This is a genomic window from Aquibacillus rhizosphaerae, assembly GCF_030282825.1.
GTDB classification, from domain to species: Bacteria; Bacillota; Bacilli; order Bacillales; family Amphibacillaceae; genus Aquibacillus_C; species Aquibacillus_C rhizosphaerae.
In genome coordinates this window covers 60455-78302 of sequence record NZ_JASTZU010000027.1, presented here as the reverse complement: position 1 = coordinate 78302, position 17848 = coordinate 60455, and the positions used below count along the sequence as shown (strand labels likewise).

The window sequence follows — 17848 nt, the reverse complement described above, 5'->3', positions numbered from 1 at the left end:
ATCTATTAGAAAATAACCATAATAAAATACTTTAGAATTTGCATTACTCAGATAAACGTAAAAGATTTGTTTTCATTGTTGCTTATACATGAATAGCCTACAGAATACCTTCCATATAAGGGTATTCTGTAGGCTATTTTTATCTTATCATCAGATACAAATTAAGCGCGAATCCACTTCCAAATCTCACTAGGCGTAGCATTTTTACCATACATTAAAATACCAACTTTAAATATCTTTCCAGCTAGTTTCATAAATAACCAAACACTTACTACTAATATAGCTAATGAAATGATTATTTCAATCCATGGCCATTCTTCTAGAATTGAGAGCCGAAGTAGCAAAACCCCTGGAGAAGTAAATGGGATATACGTACCGATTTGAGCCATCAACCCATTTGGATCACTGAAAACTGGACCAATAAATATAAATGGTAAGAACGGTAACATCATCACCATACCTTGGAAGTTACCTGCTGTTGAAATATCCTCCATTGTTGCACCAATTCCAACAAAAATGGCCGCGAATAACAAGAATCCCAAGACAGCAATACCTATTAATAAAATTAACTCAGGTACGAATAGGTATTCTATGATTGGCAAGTCAAATCTCCAACTTAAAAATGGCAGTACTAAAATAATTGAAATGATAGATTGAATGATTCCTAAAACAAAGTATCCAATAATCTTACCTTGCATCAAATCCGCGGGTGTTAATGATGATAAGATGATTTCTGCGATTTTATCTTTCTTTTCCTGGGAAGCACTTTGGAAAATTGCCATTCCAGTAAAAACAATGGAAAGCATAATAAATCCAGCAAAAGCTCCAGGGACGATGCGCTCCATTGAATTGATATCAGAATCACCATTTGCAACTTCAGCTTCTTGACTCGCTGACCCTGTATCTAGTGACTGTTCAGAAAATACAATCCCTCGAGATATGACCTCCAATTGTTCCTTAGACAAGCCTAGTTGTTCCATTTGTAAGGATTGAAGAGGTGCCTTTAATAATTGAACCTGATTTATAAAAAAAGAATCGATTTCTTCACTTGTATACACAGATACAACACCTTCGTCTATAACATTGTTATCTATAATTAAGTATGCAGTATCTTCAGTATTTTCCAATTCATCTTTTATTTCAGAATCAGTTAAATCAGTTAATTCCATTTCCCAATCAAGTTCACGTTCAGCAACCGTATTCTCAAGATTTTCATATATATTTAGTTGATCATTTATGAGAACCCTTGTACTACTAGCTTCCTCACTATCTGAATCACCAAACAAACTACTTATTAGCATAAATCCAATAATAATAACAGGAGAAGAAAACAATCCAATTAGAAATGTTTTATTCTTTAAATTACGTTTAATTTCCCATTTTGCAACCTTCCATGAGTTACGCATTGACTGCACCAGCTTCCTCTATTAGTTTTTTTCCGGATGCAATATCAATAAATATTTCATGCAGTGTTATTCGGTCAAAGATTAATTCCTGAATCATTATCTGATCTGGTAAATGTTTTAACCAAGTAGTAGGTTTAACATCTTTTGTTAGATAAAGAGTAGATGAATTCTCTCTTTGTTCCACTCGTTGTACTTCTGGTAAGCTCTCTAAAATAGTAATATCATTTTTCCCTTTAATCGTACACTTGAAGTTAGCATATTCTGTTTTAACTTCATCCATTGTTCCATAAATTACCTTCTGCCCCTGATGCATCATGAACAAACGATCTGCCATTTCCTCGACCAAATTCATTTGATGTGAAGACAAGAGAATCGCAGTGCCTTGATCTGCTAAATTTCGAATTTCATCTTTAAATAACTCCTGACTAACTGGGTCTAATCCAGAGAATGGTTCATCCAAAATAAGTAATTCGGGCTCATGAATAATTGATGCGATAAATTGCACCTTTTGTCCCATACCTTTTGATAACTCTTCAATAGAAACATTCTCTTTACCTTCTAAATTAAATTTTTTTAAGTAGGTAAGTGCCCTTTCCTTCGCATCTTTAAGCGGATAATCTTTCAGTTCAGCTAGATACAACAGTATATCCATTACTTTTACGTTTTTATATAATCCTCGCTCTTCGGGTAGATACCCAATCATATTACGGGGAATCTCCTGATAATTTCGAAACGATATACTCCCTTCGTCTGGATACATAATTCCCATAATATTTCGGATCGTTGTTGATTTACCTGCACCATTAGGTCCTAAGACTGCCATAATTTCCCCTTTTTGAACGTCAAACGAGATGTTTTCTAGAACCTTCTTCCCCTTAAATGTTTTACCTAAATTCTTCACCGACAACATAGTCTCCAAACTAGTTGCTCCTCTCTTCTGTTAATTTCGAATTAATCGATTTCTTGTGAGGAATTCACCATCAAATCGTATTGGAACTCCAGCCCCATCTTGTTCTGCATGGATATGCAAATGTGGCTCAGTTGTATTACCAGAATTCCCTACAGCACCTATGTACTGTCCATCCTGTACAGTATCTCCTTCATTTACTTCCATACTATTTTGTTTCATATGAGCAATATAAACGATGGCATCATTATTATCACAAGAAATTGCAACATAATTACCCTCTGGTTGATCTGGATTAGTATCAGGTGGTGTCAGATCAACTAATTCTCTTCTTGATTCGATTACTTCTCCTGTACATGGACTATATAAAGCATCACCGTATATCTCATACTTAGATAAGTCTTCTGGATATAGACCACTTGCTCTGATTCCAAACGAATTTAACGCTACAACGTCTAAAGCGTACTGTTGTGACTGGTAGGCATGGTGATAATTCATTTGTGTGTGACTTCCACCTTGGCCAACATAATATGTATTTTCTCTGAGTGGAAAGGATAATTCTACCGTCTCTTCCTGTACCGTATAACTAGTCAAAACAAACATGTTATACATACCAAATATGATAATCAAAAAAACATTTATCCCTAAGTTAAATTTCTCTTTCCTATTAAAACTTAATCGAAAAGTCTTATGTCGAACTTTCTTCCACGATAAGTATATAGCAAAAATCAGAAGAATTAATAGCAAATATCGCAAATAGTAACCGATCCAGTCCCACCGTCCAGATTGAAAAATCCAAAAGGTAACCAGCGTAGTCGAGGTCATTTGCACAATCCATTCAAGCTTGCTCTTAGATTTCTCTTTCCACAAACTTATCATTAAAAAAATGGGAAGAATTAATTGGATAACAATTATTTGGAAAATAGTAAGTAACATGAATACCCCACCTATGTATTGTTAGCCTCTTCGAATATGAGAAGAATAGACGATAATACTTTTTCGATTTTAATGCGTTTTTCTTTTTTACGATTAATTAATAAAATAGTTTCATAATAGTTTGAAATATTAATTTACTATTGGAGTTTTCCATTCATTATGTTCTATTTTATCCGATTTTCTTCCCTAGGTAGTTAAAAACCCGCCATATTATCTCGTTTAATGCGTTAATGTGCATTAAACGAGATAATATGACGAAAAAGTGGGGTGAATAATAATTTCGTTGGCCAATGGAATAAATAGTACCTATCTAGTATGGAACCTTGTCCAATCTTTCGGGATATGATACAGCTATATATCCTATCCGAATATTGTTTTTAGGCCATGAAAACCAAAATAAACTCCGAAACCAATTAAGGAAAATCCCGAGACAACAGCAATCACTTTAAGAGTTGTATCATTTAAAAATCTACGGAATCCTGTTGTTAATGCAGCAACAAAAACATCCCACAAAGCTAAGCCAATAAAAATCATACTACTATATATTAATAGCATACCTGAACCGCTCATCTCAGCTGTTTTAGCTAATACAGACCCATATATAGCTAGCCAAAACATAATAGATATCGGACTAGTAGCAGACATAATAAATCCGGTAACAAAACATTTTAACAATGACTCTTTTTTATTTGTTTTACGAGTTAAACTAATGGAATTTATGCCCATAATACTTTCTATTCCTGAATAGAGAAGGACAAAACCACCAAATAACCAAAGAAAAACTTGTACAATTGGATAATCTAGAAACTGCACCATTCCTAAATAAACAAGTAACATAAAGGAACCATCTGCAATCATAGAACCAACTCCAACAATCCATGCGTGCCAGAAGCCATGCTTAATCCCTTTATCTATTCTGGCAGAATTCACTGGGCCTACTGGAGCTGCTAAAGTTAATCCTAATACAATATAGCTTAATAATATATTTATACTCAAAGAAAATACTCCCTCCCGCAATAGAAGCTTGTACATTCTATGATGGGAATTGATATCTAAGACTCCATTTTTAAAATAGACCTCTATTTCAAACAAGTTTCTTCAACTCAATCCCTAATTTTCTGTAACAATAGGGAAATCATTTTCATAAAGTAAATCTAGTCATTAAACCCAATCAAAAAGGATGATTTTAAATGAGTAAAACGGAAACAATAGCAACCCCAAATCAATACAGATCGATACTAAATCTAACGGAAACAGAAATTGCCATCAGAGATATAAAACAATATTTCGAAAAAAGTTTCTCTAAGTCACTAAACTTAATGGAAGTGTCTGCACCTTTGGTTTTAAGCGAGGGAACAGGAATAAATGATAACTTAAATGGTGTGGAACGAGCAGTGTCCTTCGATGCATTAGATATTAAGCATAGCCAGATGGAAATCGTTCAATCCTTAGCCAAATGGAAAAGGATGGCCCTTAAAAAATATGGATTAACAAACGGCGAGGGAATTTACACAAAGATGAATGCAGTACGAAGAGATGAAATATTAGACAATTTACACTCCATGCAAGTGGATCAATGGGATTGGGAAAAAGTCATCTCAAAAGAACAACGAAATCAAGATACATTAAAAAAAGAAGTAAACAAAATATATGCCACAATTAAAGCTACGGAAAGTCACATCCATCAGTTAAACCCTATGCTTGAACCTGTATTACCAGAAGATATTTATTTCACTTCCACCCTTGAGCTTGAAACAATGTACCCTCAACTCACGCCAAGCCAAAGAGAAGATATAATCACGAAAGAACACGGCGCTGTTTTTATCATGCAAATTGGCGGGGCACTACGTTCTGGGCAAAAGCACGATGGTCGTTCTCCTGATTATGATGATTGGACACTAAATGGAGATATCATCGTTTGGAACCCATTTTTAGACCGGTCCTTTGAGATTTCCTCCATGGGTATAAGAGTAGACGAAGAAGCACTTTTAAGACAATTAAAACTAGCTAATAATGAGGAGAGGCTTAGGCTAACATATCATCAAGCCATTTTAAATGGAGACCTTCCTTATACAATAGGTGGCGGTATCGGACAGTCCAGATTATGCATGTTTTTGTTAAAAAAGGCACATATTGGAGAAGTTCAAGCTTCTGTATGGAATACTCAAATTTTAAAAGAATGTGAGGAAAATAATATTCCACTCTTATAATAGGCGGAATTGGACTAATAAGTGGAATCTAAAATAGATATTTGAAAATAGTGTACGATACGTTTTTAGCTTGGATAACTTATCCAAGCTTTTTTTCTGCAAATATTGTCAATCATAATTTGAAAAACAGTGGGGAAATTAATTAAAAAGAACTTTGGTAAAGCTAGCGACTGAGAATTGACTCGCAAAATATACAATAAATACAACGAAAGTGGTGAGTTTATGTCTAATAAAAAACAGGATCAGGTTACTACGGATGATGCATTACTTGATATGCTTTTGTCTTTAGTAGAGGAAGACGGAGTTGAGTTAGCAGTTACACTTACAGTTAACGGAGCAGTTATCTCTGGGTACCTCATCGGGGCAAGTGACTACTATGAAGGTATTACTGAATCAGCTTTAGCATTACAGGATAACACGTTATCTAAAATAATAGCTAAAAAGTTTAATGACATGAAAAATGCTTATGTGAAACAAAAACAAAATGACGAGGAGAACAACGAGAAAACACCTACTTTTATTCACATGAAAAATGCCACATATTTCAAACTAGATAAACAGGATACATCAGGAAACACCACTTGGTGGAGAGGAAGAATTTCTTCAGTTGATGCTGTTTCATTTGATTATTTTACCTAAATCAGCTAAGCAGGTTGCAAAATGGACGTTTAGTTCCAGATACATAATCAACAAATATATCGGAACAATAATACCAGTTTGAAGGAGGTATTATCATGAGTAGTTCTAGTGGCGATCTTAAATGGTGGCAGTTATCGTTAATTGGTATTGGCTGTACCATTGGGACAGGCTATTTTCTAGGGTCAAGTATTGGTATTAGTATTACAGGAGCCTCTATTGTTTTTTCTTTTATTTTAGGGGCAATCGGCACTTATCTTGTATATAATGCATTAGCAAAAATGACCGCCAAAGATCCACAGCAAGGTTCATTCAGTTATTATGCTGGGGTAGCATTTGGCAGATGGGCAGAATTTAGCTGCGGTTGGAATTACTGGTGTTCAAACATTCTAATTATGGGTAGTCAGTTAATTGCGCTATCTATCCTTTCACGTTTTTGGTTTCCGGCAATCCCATTATGGATATTTGCTGCAGGTTATGCTGTCCTTTCTATTTTAGTTGTTCTAACAGGTACAAAAGGTTTTGATAAACTTGAAAATCTTTTTGCTGTCATAAAATTTGCAGCGATACTTATGTTTATCATCCTTGCTATCGCAGCATTGATGGGCTGGATAGGTGGCGATAATGATCAGACTAATCTACCCACTACTAGAACTGAGTTATTTCCCGGGGGGTTAAAAGGCTTTTGGGCATCCCTTATCTACGCATTTTATGCTTATGGTGGAATTGAAGTCATCGGAATTATGTCCCTCCAACTTCAAAAGAAAGAGGATGCTCCTAAGGCTGGCAAGGTCATGCTCATTGCATTAGCAATCGTCTACGTGTTATCCATTGGACTTTCCGTAACGATGGTGTCTGTTGATGCATTTCATGAAGAAGAAAGTCCATTTGTAACAGCATTGGCAGATTACAACCTTGACTTTTTCCCTCATGTTTTTAATGGAGCGATTATTATAGCCGGTTTCTCAACGATGACCGCTGCTTTATTCGGTGTTACAAACTTGCTTGCAGCAATAGCAGAAGATGGTAATGCCCCCTCTTTATTCGCAAAAAAGAGCAAAAAGCTAAAAGACTTACCTATTCCATCGCTTGCACTTGCAACAGCTGGCTTATTAGCATCTATTATTACTGCTCTGCTTCTACCCGGAAAAATTTATGAATACATCACAACTGCAGCAGGTATCTTGTTGTTGTACAACTGGTTTTTCATCATTCTTTCATCCTTTAAAATAATTAAGGATAATCTTTTGCATAAAGTCTTTTCTTTTGTTGGATTAGCATTAATCCTTGCAGCAATCAGCGGAACGATGTTTGAAAAGAGTATCCGTCCTGGATTCTTTGTTAGTTTACTATTTGTATTGATTATTGGTTTGGTATGTCTGAGGATGAAGAAGGTCTGGAAAAAATCTAATAATGATATTCGATATTATTAACACCCTCTAGGGTAATATCTATTTCTTTCCATCATTAATTTAACTTGACCAAAGAATGGTTTGAAAACAAAGGGCACAATAAAGTTATCTTGTAGTAAACGAGAGATTTATTCATGCCACAACAAGGTCAAGAAGTAAGTGCACAACAGCAACAAAATCAAACACAGCAAGGTTTTCAGCATTCTACAAACAATTTTAGCACTGGTGCACAAGCAGCCTTCCAAACAGGTTTTGTAGGAACAGATCCCAAAAAGTTAAACAGCAGAATCAACAAGCTAGCCAAAATCAAAATGGTGGTAATGGATTTAGTTAATATAAATATTATTAACCCTGGGTTTTCTTGAAACTCAGGGTTTTTAGAAGACATTTGATAAGAGTTTAAATAATTTCTAGATAGGCTCTAAAATCTATTGATTAATATTTTCCATTTTGACTTACACATCAAACATAGTAATTGTTTTGTTCCAAGTTTATAATTATTTCTTCTTTAGAAACTTTTTGCTCGTCAAACCCAACTTTGACCTCACCATCGTCCGTATCAATTAACACCCGTTCTACTCCATCCATTTTATTTAAAATCTGTTCTATTTGTTGAATTTGCTTACTACCAGTTACTTCTTTAACAAATATTGTTGCTTCATTCATATACAATCATTACTCCTTTTAACTTCAGTTCCTTCTATTGTTACCAATTAGTAACTATTGGTTCCTATATAATTATTCCACAGAGAAATAAGTAGTAAACAAACCAAATTAAGGTAAGGGTTTATCTTAAAACCAATTGGAGCACCTTTCTCTTTATTTAAAAAGATTTCCCTAAAAAAAGTCCCACACTCTTAGTAAGAGCGCAGGACCTTCAGAAATAAACGATATTTCTTATACACTATTAATCTTCAGACTCTTCTGTACCTTCATCACTATTTTCTTCTGTTTCAGTATCTTCTCCGTCTGTGTCTGTGTCTTCATCCCCACTACATCCTGTTACAATTCCACTTACCATAAAAACTGTCAACAATGCTAATAACCCTTTTTTAAACTTAGTTAGCTCTTTCATTTTTATTGCCTCCCTTTAAATTAAATGAATGTAACATATTTCCATCATACTGTATTAAAGTCAATAATTTTCCCTAATTACGAATAATTTACATAAATAAAAGCTAGTGTTTACCTTTTTAATAATGGCTTAATTTATATCACACTACGTTAACTAGATTAGATAAAAAACCACATTTTATTACATTTAAACTGTGTTAACTTAACTGTAGTGGTTCATGTTGAAGGATGGAACATAGTTATCGTCTTTCATACAAGAGGTATCTTGACTGCTTAAAGTTGAGGACATTGTGCTGTGGAAACCAAAAAACTGCTAGCATAAGTGTCATGCTAACAGTTTTTTACATTTTCTCTTTTATAGATAGTTACAGACTTATATAGAGAAGCGTTTGACTATTCGCTCTAAGTTTGTTGCCATTGTTGCTAGTTGGTCCGATGCTGATGCAATTTCTTCCATAGCAGCCATTTGTTCTTCTGCAGCTGCTGATGTTGTTTGTGCGCTTGCAGCCGATGTATCAGACAGATTTTCCAACTCCTTCATATGACCAAGAACACTTTGTGTTTTACCGGAAATGTCTTGTGTCACATTTGCAATTCCTTGAATTTGCTGAACGATAAGTTTAGTAGATTGCTCAATGTTAACGAAAGCACTTGCAGCTTCTGAACTTCTTCGTTGTCCTTCCGTAATTTCGTTTTGAACACTCCCTTTCATCATCGAAGTCGCGTGTTCAATCAACTCCAACATTTTACTCATGGAACTTCCTATCCCCTCTGCCACATTTTTAGACTGATCTGACAGTTTTAAAATCTCATTAGCTACAACCGCAAAGCCTCGACCGTGTTCACCTGATCTTGCTGCCTCAATGGATGCATTTAATGATAAAAGATTAGTCTGTTGCGCAATATCACCAATCGCGTTATTCATTTGACTAGCTTCGTTGGAAAGGTTCGACAGCTTCGTTATCATTTCTGTTGAATCGTTAACAGCATCTAATATCTTAGCCATCTGACTTTGTACACTATCGATTGTTTGGCTTCCATTTATTACATCTTTATCTGTTTTATCTACAGAACTCACAATAACATTCACAGATTCACTAATCGTGTCCATAGCTTTTACCATCTCGTCAACTACTTGAGAGGTTTGTTGTGTAGCCTCTGCCCCAGCAGCTGCACTCTCAGACGTCTCTTGGATTGTTTCCACAACATTTTGCACAGATTTAGAAGTTTCTTCTGTACTCATCTGTATAGCCTGTGAGGAGCCTGCTAGTTGAGAAGAAGTTTGATTCAACTCAGTAACCATGGTTTTTAAGGAAGCTCTCATATCATTAAAGTCATCAGCTAATAAGCCAAATTCATCTTTTCGTGTCAACGTAATTTCTTCATTTAAATTACCATCTCTTATACTACGTGCGCCACTTTGTAATTTTTTCAATGGTTGAAGCACCATTCTTAGTGTCAAAACTAACAAACCAATACCTACTAAAACAGCAACAGCAATAACGATTAAAACCTTGTGTAAAATAGGTAATGCCGCTTCTTTATAGTCCTTAACTCCGATCATACCAATAACTTTCCATCCTGAAACAGGTTCAGTTACTTGGTATAATTCAGTAGCTAAATCTCTTTCACCATCATTCATAACCGTTTCTTTTTTGAAAATACCATTCATTTCTTCACTTGTACTTTCATCTATAGCAATTCCTTCGAAAGGTGCACCCGGAGCAAGAATACCCGCTTCAAAGAAAAAGCCTGTTCCTGTTACAACTTGTTCATTTGCATTAAGAACAAACATAGAACCAGTATCGCCAATTCTAGCATCCTTAACTGCATCAATCATCGTATTTAATTGCAGTGTCATTTTTAAGACACCTTCATTATTTGGTAAGGCTTTAATTATTTCAGTAGTATATTCACCAGTTGTTTCGCTTTGATTTATATTTGAAAATTGAATATTATCTGTCGTTTCTAATGCTGCTTGATACCACTCTTCGTTTAGTGGTTCATATTCCTCAGCGTTTTCAAGTTCTGGTGAAGCAATATAGCTACCGTCAGTGTAAACCACTTCAATTGATTCAAAGTCTGGATTAATTTCGATAAATCTTTGCATGTGATTATTTATTTCTTCTGTATTTTCGTCTGCAAGAGCAGGCTCAATTATGTCAGAAAATTGGTTAAACCTTTCTGTAGAAAGGCTTATAAATTGACTAGCATTGCTTTCTACTAATGATAAATTAGAATGAATACCCTTTACCATCTTGTCTTGTACTTCATCTAATGCCTGTTGATATCCAAAGTAACCAATAATTGCACCTGGAACAATCAAAATGATAAGAAACATTAAAATTAGCTTTGTTCTAACTAACTTTCTTTGTTGCTTTAACCAGACAAAAGCTTTGTTCAAATTCTGTTTGATTCTCATGATAGACTTCCTCTCCATATTATGCCTTACTTTTACATTTATCGACAAAATACGCAAAAAGTTTAGGCTATCAATGAAAACTCTCATTCTTTTTTCCATCTATATGGAATGAAATAAGGACCAAAGTTCTATATCTATACCTCTATCGCTCCACCGTTAATTCGCTTGAATTTTCGTATTTTCGCTAGGTTTTCCACCAACTTCAGTGCCGCTTTATCTTTTGCTTTGGCTTCGATCATGATGTCTGCTGATTTTCCATAATCCTTTAACGCTTTTATAAAAGGCATCGCAAAATCCATATCAACATGATACGCATGCGCTCGTATCATTTTTTCTGATCTAGGTGAAGACAAATGGAATTTAGGTAGCCTACCTGTACCTTCCCAAGTAGCAAAAATCCTAGGTAGTAAATCCTCAAAAGGCTTTTCACTAAGATTAACCCAATGATGATGATAGTCGAATACAAATGGGACACCATGTGCTTCACAAACCCGTAATGTTTCTTCTGCAGTATAAGTCTTATCATCGTTCTCCAGTGTCGTTTGCATTCGTATATCCTTACCTAGTTTCATAAAATTCTCGTTAAATTTAGCAATCGCTGCTTGCTTATTTCCATAAGCTCCACCAACATGAATATTTATACTTGCATCTTTATGTAATCCCATTGCTTCCAACATCTCATAATGATAGGTCATATCAATAATTGCATTTTCTGTTACGTGATTCTTTGAACTTGTAAATAATGTGAATTGATTCGGATGGAAACTAACACGTAATTTATACTTATGTACTAATGCACCAATCTCTTTGAATAAATGATCAAAAGGTGTTAAATAATCCCATTTCACCTCTGGATGTGTGGCAAGCGGTACGAGCGAAGAGGACATTCGATAAACATCAATGCCGTGAGCTATATTAAAATGGAGCATTCGAATCGTGTTTTTCAAGTTTTGCTCTGTAGCATGATAAAGTTTTTCTTTTCTATTATCCTTGTCTTTTTTCTTCCAATTTGTAAATGTGATTGTTCGAGAAGGAGATACTTCCCATAAAGAGAGCGCTGTTGAGACATAACCAAATCTGAGTATCATTGTTTTCACTCCAACCGCCTAGTTTAGATTATTATAGTGTGTGTGATTCAAGATAATTTTATAACGGTTGCTATAACGTCTCGATGATTCTTCTAGGTTGCAGCTCTTCGGAGCGAGGAGACAGGAAAGTTGTCCCAATAAAAAAGCGAGATCTATCAAATGGAAACGTGCTATCCATCTAGGAGATCTCGCTCAATTTTCAAAAAAGAGAAGTAGGTCAAAATCAAAAGATAGACAACGATTTTGTATTGCTACCCCTTGAAAAATTAATTGATGCCAGACTCGAATATTAGATTCGACGCCTGACACCAACTTTCATAATTATATTTTCGACTTTTTATTTAAGTACTAATTTACTAAAAACCACATGCATTACCACTTATTTAACCTTCTATATACGATAAAACCAAATCCGAACAAAAGCAGCATCCCACCGAATAAGATGATATTGTAGCTATTAGTTGCAGTATTAGGGAGGCGTTTGCCTTCTTTATTGTCATTAACCTTTTGGTCATTATTTTGCACTGAATTCGTATTTTCACTTTTAAGTGTAGGTTTTCCAGAGCCCGATTTGTTGTGATCATTAGGTGATTTATTTCCATCTCCTGATTCATCTTGATTCGTCTCACCCTTTGGCTTTTCTTGATCGTTTCCATCTCCTAAATCCTCTTCATCTTTGGGTTGTTCCGGCTGTTCTGGTTTCTCTGGTTCTTGCGGCTTCTCAGGCTCTTCTCCTAACAAGTCAACAATGCGCCCTTCAATAACAGGGTCAACCACACCATTCAATTCATTCACCATATAAGCACGTAATTGTTCCCAATCGATTTCACCGATATCTTTTGTTCGTCCTTCAGCATATGCTTCGATGAATACCTTATAGCCGTCTCCCCCTTTTCCAGTGAAGTTATTTGTCGTTACTCCATATGTTTGTTCAGCTCTGATTTCTTCATATTTACCATTTATCTCCACTTCCATCATCACTATCCTAGAGCCTGGATCTTTCGTGCTATCGTAAGTGAATTTCATACCAGCAACGTGTAAGAAACCTCCACTTTCTCCTGGAGCTTGTCTGACACTGTGCTCAAGTATTTCTTTAATTTCAGCACCAGTTAATTCAACGATCACTGGATCATTTCCAAATGGTAACACCGCGATAACTTCACCAACTGTAATTGGGCCTTCCTCTATCGCTGCACGAATTCCTCCACCATTTTGCATGGAAATAACAACATCAGGAAATTTTTCTTTTGCTTTTTCAAGCATAGCATCCGTGATTAGATTACCTAACTCCGTTTCATTGGCGCGAACACTGACATCGCTATCGCTAAGTCGTGGATTAGCGATAAGTTTTGCTGCAACTGCACCTGTTTCTTCATTGGTTAACTTTTCTACCTCTTGTTTATATGGAGCAAGAATGTCAACTGCTTCCTGATCTGCTTCTTTTTCACTGACATCAATCAATTGTCCTGTATAGCTTGTAACAACACCATTTTCATCAAAATCAATATCTAGCTGCCCTAAAAATTGAGCGTACTGATAAGCTTGCACAATCACAGTAGGGTCTTTTTCTGCACCATCCTTGTCAGTCGCAACCACTACTGGTTGCTCTAATCTTGAATGGGAGTGACCTCCAACAATGACATCTATACCGTCTACGTGCTTTGCAAGCTGTAGATCATTTCCGAAAGTAGGATTACTATTATATCCGATGTGATTTAATGCAATTATTTTATCAACACCTAGACCTTCAAATGCTGCAACGGCGCGATTTGCCTCTTCGATGTAGTCTAAGAACTTCACATTGACTGGACTAGATATGTTTGCTGTATCTTCAGTCACTAAACCGAAAATACCAACTTTCTCTCCATTAATTTCTTTGATGATTCCATCAAAGACTGAACCACCCCTCGGAGAATCAGAGTATTGCTCATTATTTATATAGTCATCCATAAAGGGATCAGCTGAAAAGTCAACGTTCGTGCCAAGCATTGGAAAGTTCGCGGTAGCCACAAATTCAGAAAGCGACTTATGTCCATTTTCTCCCGAACCAAGATCAAATTCATGATTACCGAAAACCATCGCATCAACATCCATCAAATTTAATAGACTTAAGTCCGCTTGTCCTTTAAATTGATTAAAATATAATGTACCAGAAAACACATCCCCAGCATGTAGTAATAGTGAATCTGGTTTTTCAGTACGTACTTCCTTGATGGCTGTTAACATTTTTGGTAATGGCTCCACATGTGCATGTGTATCATTCATGTGCATAATCGTTAATGAAAAGTCTTCCTGGAGCTCTTCCGCTGAAAGTTTACTAGTAGGCATAACAAGCGTGAATACTAAAACAATCATTACAAAAAATCTTAAAGACAACCCGTATCGTTTTTGATTAATCATAAAGCCAAAATACCTCCCCAAATTTTAAAATCCGGTACATTTAAATAGATTCAATCGTTTAACTAGCATCTCCCCTATTTACTAGATACACCTTCATTATAGAGAGTTATGTTTAAGAAATAATGTATAACTGGTAAAATTTGTGTAAACCAATATATAAGAGAGAATAACACTTCTCCTTAATAATAGACCAAAAGATAAGCAGGACCATTATTCAATAGCAACAGAAATAGTAAATGCTGGTACTAGTAAACTTAAAGCTAGAAATTCCATTTCTATTAACATTGCTTTATAAATCGGGTTGGGAATTCCCCCTTCATTTATCGATATACTATCCGAATTCACCAGTTGGAGTCGTTTAGCAAAGTAATACCCTTGCATTTCTTGACATTACATTTCTTTTGATCATGGAACTGTTTTAAGGTCTCAACACCTTCTGCAACGATGTTTAATTTCAAAGCCTTAGCTTTGCATTATCTTTATCCTCCTGAAGATTAGCGATAAATGTTCAATTGATCTTACTTCTATATGTGTTTCTATTATTCACCACACTTATTAAAAAAAAAGACAAGGTATTATACCCTGTCCCACTTCTACGATACTAATATTAATCCCTCTCTATTCCAAAGGCTCTAGCTCCTCTTCGGTTACCCATTTATGATTAATGGCCTCTTGCCCGTCAGTTGTCATAAAATCAACCATATAAACCGTTGTTTCTTCAGAGGAGACAATCTCCTGAAACGAGCCTTCCATGCCCATCATATGACTAGCTGTTGTTTTCACTTCGGTTCCCGGTTGCAAAGTTTCATTTCCAATGTCAATAAACTCTTCGTGTACAACCCACTTATGGTTTTCCACTCTTGGATGTTCATCGGAAGGTGTGTAAGAAGTTACATATGCCGTTGTTTCATAAGCACCAACGATTTCCACTTCAACTCCCATCATCATCTCACCCATGTGATCAGCCCTGCTAATTGCTTTACTACCCACTGGGTAAGTTGGATTTTCTGCTACTTTTAGATCCTCCGGCACTTCACTAGAGCCTTGTAAATTCATGTGAGAATGATCCATCTCTTCCATTTCATCCGCACATGATGATAAAACAATAACAAAAAACAAAAATAAAATAGAAACCAACCATTTATCCTTTTTCATTTTCTAAAGGCTCCTTCGTAAAAAGACTCTGTATAGATTAGACTTAGCAGTAGTATTAATATAAATACATTAACAGAATTTTTGTATAAATCATATGTATCAAGATAAAGCAGCAATGGAAGTTTTACAATTAATTTGTAATGATTATTAGTAATTAATTTTGACTATAGTCAAATGGGTGTAGAGTGCACAAAAATGTGCAAAAAGTAAAAGGGACGAATCTTTTTGTTCAATTGGAAACAAAAGACCGCCCCTTCATTCTCTATATATAAACTTGATACTCAACTGCTTTATGTGATAATAGCTTAATTATTACTCAGTGATATTACATCTTAAGCACCACAATTTTTCCGGCTCATTCACAAAAAGACGGTTTTCACACATACGTTTCCCTTAGGTTTGAAATCCCCATCCCTCTTGTTGACATATACTTGTTTTAACGTGGACTCTATAGACTGGTTCAATCCATTTATTCTTCAACAGGATGTGTTGCCTCATACAGCAATTGATCGAGTTCTTCTGTATAGGCAGTCGTTGTTTCCTCTGTCCAACCAAGTTGCTTTTGCATGTATCTAATAACGACATCTTTATTTGATTTCACCCAATTGATCGCAAAGAAAATGCCACCAGTTCTTCTGATGAAGAAATCTACAGGTTTATATGCTTGTTCATGTTCCAATGAATATTGCACCATTGCATACACAACTGGGTTAAGTCCTTCTTCAGATGCAATGTCCTTTCCATTTTCATATATGGAAAAAATAATAGGAACATTAGAGCCATATCTATTTATTAGAAAGGTTGCCTCTTTTTCATCGATTCCTACTTGCTTAGCTTCTATTAACTTCTCTTTCTTAAAATGAGTAAATCCTTTTGAACCACCAACATCCCCACCAGATAACCTTATTTGCTTTGTATCTGCTTTTGTATATAAGATCTCCTCTTCTTTTTTCAGCTGGTCTGTAACAAGGTCAACAACACTTTCTCCCATTTTTCTATAACCTGTTAATTTCCCACCAGCAATTGATATTAATCCTGAATCAGAAACAAATATCTCATCTTTACGAGAGATTTCTGATGGGTCTTTTCCTTCTTCATGAATCAGTGGTCTCAAGCCAGCCCAACTTGACTCCACATCTTCAGCAGTAACCTCTACCTCAGGAAACATAAAGTTTATTGCCTCTAGCACATAATCCCGGTCCTCAACGGTCATTGTTGGATGTGCGATGTCACCTTTATAAACAGTATCTGTTGTACCAACATATGTTTTTCCATCACGTGGAATAGCAAAAACCATTCTTCCATCCGGCGTGTCAAAGTAGACCGCTTGCTTTAGTGGGAAACGTTCTCCATTAAAAACAAGATGAATTCCTTTCGTAAGTCTAAGTGTTTTCCCTTTTTTAGAGTGATCCTTATCTCTTAATGTATCTACCCATGGGCCAGTAGCGTTCACGATTTTTCTAGCATGAACCTGGTGCTTTTCCCCATTAATTTGATCTTCTAGGTTAACTCCAACAAGCTTGTTATCTTCATAAACCATGTCAACAACTTTAGAATAGTTGATAGACAGCGCACCTAGTTCTACCGCCTTTTTCATAACCTCTATTGTTAAACGTGCATCATCTGTCTTGTATTCCACATAATAGCCTGCTCCCTTCATCCCATCTTTTTTCAATAAAGGTTCACGTTTTAAGGCCTCGTCGACACCAAATATCTTTCTCCGCTCTTCTCTTTTCACACCCGCTAAAAAATCATAGACTCTAAGACCAATATTCGTCATAAATGGCCCGAACTGCCCGCCTTTATAAAAAGGTAAAAGCATCCATTCTGGGGTTGTAACATGGGGAGCATTCTCGTACACAATCGCTCTTTCTTTCCCTACTTCCGCAACGACCCCTATTTCAAACTGCTTCAAATACCGCAGACCACCATGGACTAGTTTTGTTGATCTACTAGAGGTACCAGCAGCAAAATCTTGCATTTCAACAACCGCTACCTTCAATCCTCTGTTTGCTGCATCTAATGCGATTCCTGCTCCAGTAATACCTCCTCCAATTACAAGTAAATCCAGCGGTTTTTCTGTCATTTTTTCATAGTTTTCTTTTCGGTTAAAGCTAGAGAATGCCATAAAATGTATCCCTCCATATAGAATTTCACTTCTTTAAATCATGGTTTGTAATTACGTAAGTAGTACCTTGTTTT

Annotated in this window: 15 protein-coding genes; 4 read left to right on the top strand and 11 right to left on the bottom strand. The window is 35.8% G+C overall.

The window, feature by feature from the left end; genetic code table 11:
• Positions 1 to 161: 161 nt before the first annotated feature.
• The 4 genes from QQS35_RS08000 to QQS35_RS07985 all read right to left on the bottom strand — a co-directional run bounded on the left by QQS35_RS08000 (position 162) and on the right by QQS35_RS07985 (position 4245).
• Positions 162 to 1406: an ABC transporter permease gene (locus QQS35_RS08000; protein ID WP_285931417.1), complete on the bottom strand. Its 1245-nt coding sequence runs from the start codon at positions 1404 to 1406 to the stop codon at positions 162 to 164.
• Entirely contained in the window at positions 1399 to 2325 is a 927-nt protein-coding gene (locus QQS35_RS07995) for an ABC transporter ATP-binding protein (protein WP_285931416.1), read from the bottom strand. Before QQS35_RS07995 ends, QQS35_RS08000 begins: the two co-directional genes overlap by 8 nt.
• Positions 2326 to 2346: 21 nt before the next feature.
• Complete coding sequence (locus QQS35_RS07990) at positions 2347 to 3249, bottom strand: M23 family metallopeptidase (protein WP_285931415.1); 903 nt, start codon at positions 3247 to 3249, stop codon at positions 2347 to 2349.
• A gap of 360 nt (positions 3250 to 3609) precedes the next feature.
• Positions 3610 to 4245, bottom strand: a complete 636-nt coding sequence (locus QQS35_RS07985; protein ID WP_285931414.1) for a LysE family transporter — start codon at positions 4243 to 4245, stop codon at positions 3610 to 3612.
• A gap of 194 nt (positions 4246 to 4439) precedes the next feature.
• Between QQS35_RS07985 and asnA the strand changes: the two genes are divergently transcribed.
• From asnA to QQS35_RS07965, 4 genes are all read left to right on the top strand, one after another.
• The gene (gene asnA / locus QQS35_RS07980) at positions 4440 to 5459 is read left to right on the top strand and encodes an aspartate--ammonia ligase (protein ID WP_285931413.1); all 1020 of its coding nucleotides are present in this window, start codon (positions 4440 to 4442) and stop codon (positions 5457 to 5459) included.
• A 222-nt stretch (positions 5460 to 5681) separates the two neighbouring features.
• Positions 5682 to 6098, top strand: coding sequence for a gas vesicle accessory protein GvpU (gvpU, locus tag QQS35_RS07975; protein ID WP_285931411.1), 417 nt, complete (start codon positions 5682 to 5684; stop codon positions 6096 to 6098).
• 95 nt (positions 6099 to 6193) lie between these two features.
• Positions 6194 to 7528 (top strand): amino acid permease, encoded by a 1335-nt coding sequence (locus QQS35_RS07970; protein WP_285931409.1) that lies wholly within the window; start codon positions 6194 to 6196, stop codon positions 7526 to 7528.
• Positions 7529 to 7641: 113 nt separating this feature from the next.
• Positions 7642 to 7872: a hypothetical protein gene (locus tag QQS35_RS07965; protein ID WP_285931408.1), complete on the top strand. Its 231-nt coding sequence runs from the start codon at positions 7642 to 7644 to the stop codon at positions 7870 to 7872.
• 97 nt (positions 7873 to 7969) lie between these two features.
• Here the strand turns inward: QQS35_RS07965 and QQS35_RS07960 are convergent, their stop codons facing one another.
• From QQS35_RS07960 to QQS35_RS07930, 7 genes are all read right to left on the bottom strand, one after another.
• Positions 7970 to 8173: a heavy-metal-associated domain-containing protein gene (locus tag QQS35_RS07960; RefSeq protein ID WP_285931406.1), complete on the bottom strand. Its 204-nt coding sequence runs from the start codon at positions 8171 to 8173 to the stop codon at positions 7970 to 7972.
• Positions 8174 to 8414: 241 nt separating this feature from the next.
• Positions 8415 to 8582 carry a hypothetical protein gene (locus QQS35_RS07955; RefSeq protein WP_285931405.1) on the bottom strand — a complete coding sequence of 56 codons (168 nt, stop codon included), beginning with the start codon at positions 8580 to 8582 and terminating at the stop codon, positions 8415 to 8417.
• 372 nt (positions 8583 to 8954) lie between these two features.
• A complete protein-coding gene (locus QQS35_RS07950; protein ID WP_285931404.1) occupies positions 8955 to 11003 on the bottom strand; it encodes a methyl-accepting chemotaxis protein in 2049 nt (682 codons plus the stop codon).
• 134 nt (positions 11004 to 11137) lie between these two features.
• Positions 11138 to 12091, bottom strand: coding sequence for a UV DNA damage repair endonuclease UvsE (gene uvsE, locus QQS35_RS07945; protein ID WP_285931403.1), 954 nt, complete (start codon positions 12089 to 12091; stop codon positions 11138 to 11140).
• Between the two features lie 372 nt (positions 12092 to 12463).
• Positions 12464 to 14491, bottom strand: coding sequence for a bifunctional metallophosphatase/5'-nucleotidase (locus QQS35_RS07940; protein WP_285931402.1), 2028 nt, complete (start codon positions 14489 to 14491; stop codon positions 12464 to 12466).
• Positions 14492 to 15109: 618 nt separating this feature from the next.
• Complete coding sequence (locus QQS35_RS07935) at positions 15110 to 15646, bottom strand: YdhK family protein (RefSeq protein WP_285931401.1); 537 nt, start codon at positions 15644 to 15646, stop codon at positions 15110 to 15112.
• 469 nt (positions 15647 to 16115) lie between these two features.
• Positions 16116 to 17774, bottom strand: a complete 1659-nt coding sequence (locus QQS35_RS07930) for a glycerol-3-phosphate dehydrogenase/oxidase (RefSeq protein WP_285931400.1) — start codon at positions 17772 to 17774, stop codon at positions 16116 to 16118.
• Between the last annotated feature and the right edge of the window lie 74 nt (positions 17775 to 17848).

What these genes read in the sequence shown, in the direction of transcription:
- QQS35_RS07935 (WP_285931401.1), bottom strand. Translation starts at nt 15,646, where the DNA reads ATGAAAAAGGATAAATGGTTGGTTTCTATTTTATTTTTGTTTTTTGTT.
- QQS35_RS07940 (WP_285931402.1), bottom strand. Translation starts at nt 14,491, where the DNA reads ATGATTAATCAAAAACGATACGGGTTGTCTTTAAGATTTTTTGTAATG.
- QQS35_RS07970 (WP_285931409.1), top strand. Translation starts at nt 6,194, where the DNA reads ATGAGTAGTTCTAGTGGCGATCTTAAATGGTGGCAGTTATCGTTAATT.
- QQS35_RS07960 (WP_285931406.1), bottom strand. Translation starts at nt 8,173, where the DNA reads ATGAATGAAGCAACAATATTTGTTAAAGAAGTAACTGGTAGTAAGCAA.
- QQS35_RS07930 (WP_285931400.1), bottom strand. Translation starts at nt 17,774, where the DNA reads ATGGCATTCTCTAGCTTTAACCGAAAAGAAAACTATGAAAAAATGACA.
- uvsE (WP_285931403.1), bottom strand. Translation starts at nt 12,091, where the DNA reads ATGATACTCAGATTTGGTTATGTCTCAACAGCGCTCTCTTTATGGGAA.
- QQS35_RS07965 (WP_285931408.1), top strand. Translation starts at nt 7,642, where the DNA reads ATGCCACAACAAGGTCAAGAAGTAAGTGCACAACAGCAACAAAATCAA.
- gvpU (WP_285931411.1), top strand. Translation starts at nt 5,682, where the DNA reads ATGTCTAATAAAAAACAGGATCAGGTTACTACGGATGATGCATTACTT.
- QQS35_RS07990 (WP_285931415.1), bottom strand. Translation starts at nt 3,249, where the DNA reads ATGTTACTTACTATTTTCCAAATAATTGTTATCCAATTAATTCTTCCC.
- asnA (WP_285931413.1), top strand. Translation starts at nt 4,440, where the DNA reads ATGAGTAAAACGGAAACAATAGCAACCCCAAATCAATACAGATCGATA.
- QQS35_RS08000 (WP_285931417.1), bottom strand. Translation starts at nt 1,406, where the DNA reads ATGCGTAACTCATGGAAGGTTGCAAAATGGGAAATTAAACGTAATTTA.
- QQS35_RS07950 (WP_285931404.1), bottom strand. Translation starts at nt 11,003, where the DNA reads ATGAGAATCAAACAGAATTTGAACAAAGCTTTTGTCTGGTTAAAGCAA.
- QQS35_RS07955 (WP_285931405.1), bottom strand. Translation starts at nt 8,582, where the DNA reads ATGAAAGAGCTAACTAAGTTTAAAAAAGGGTTATTAGCATTGTTGACA.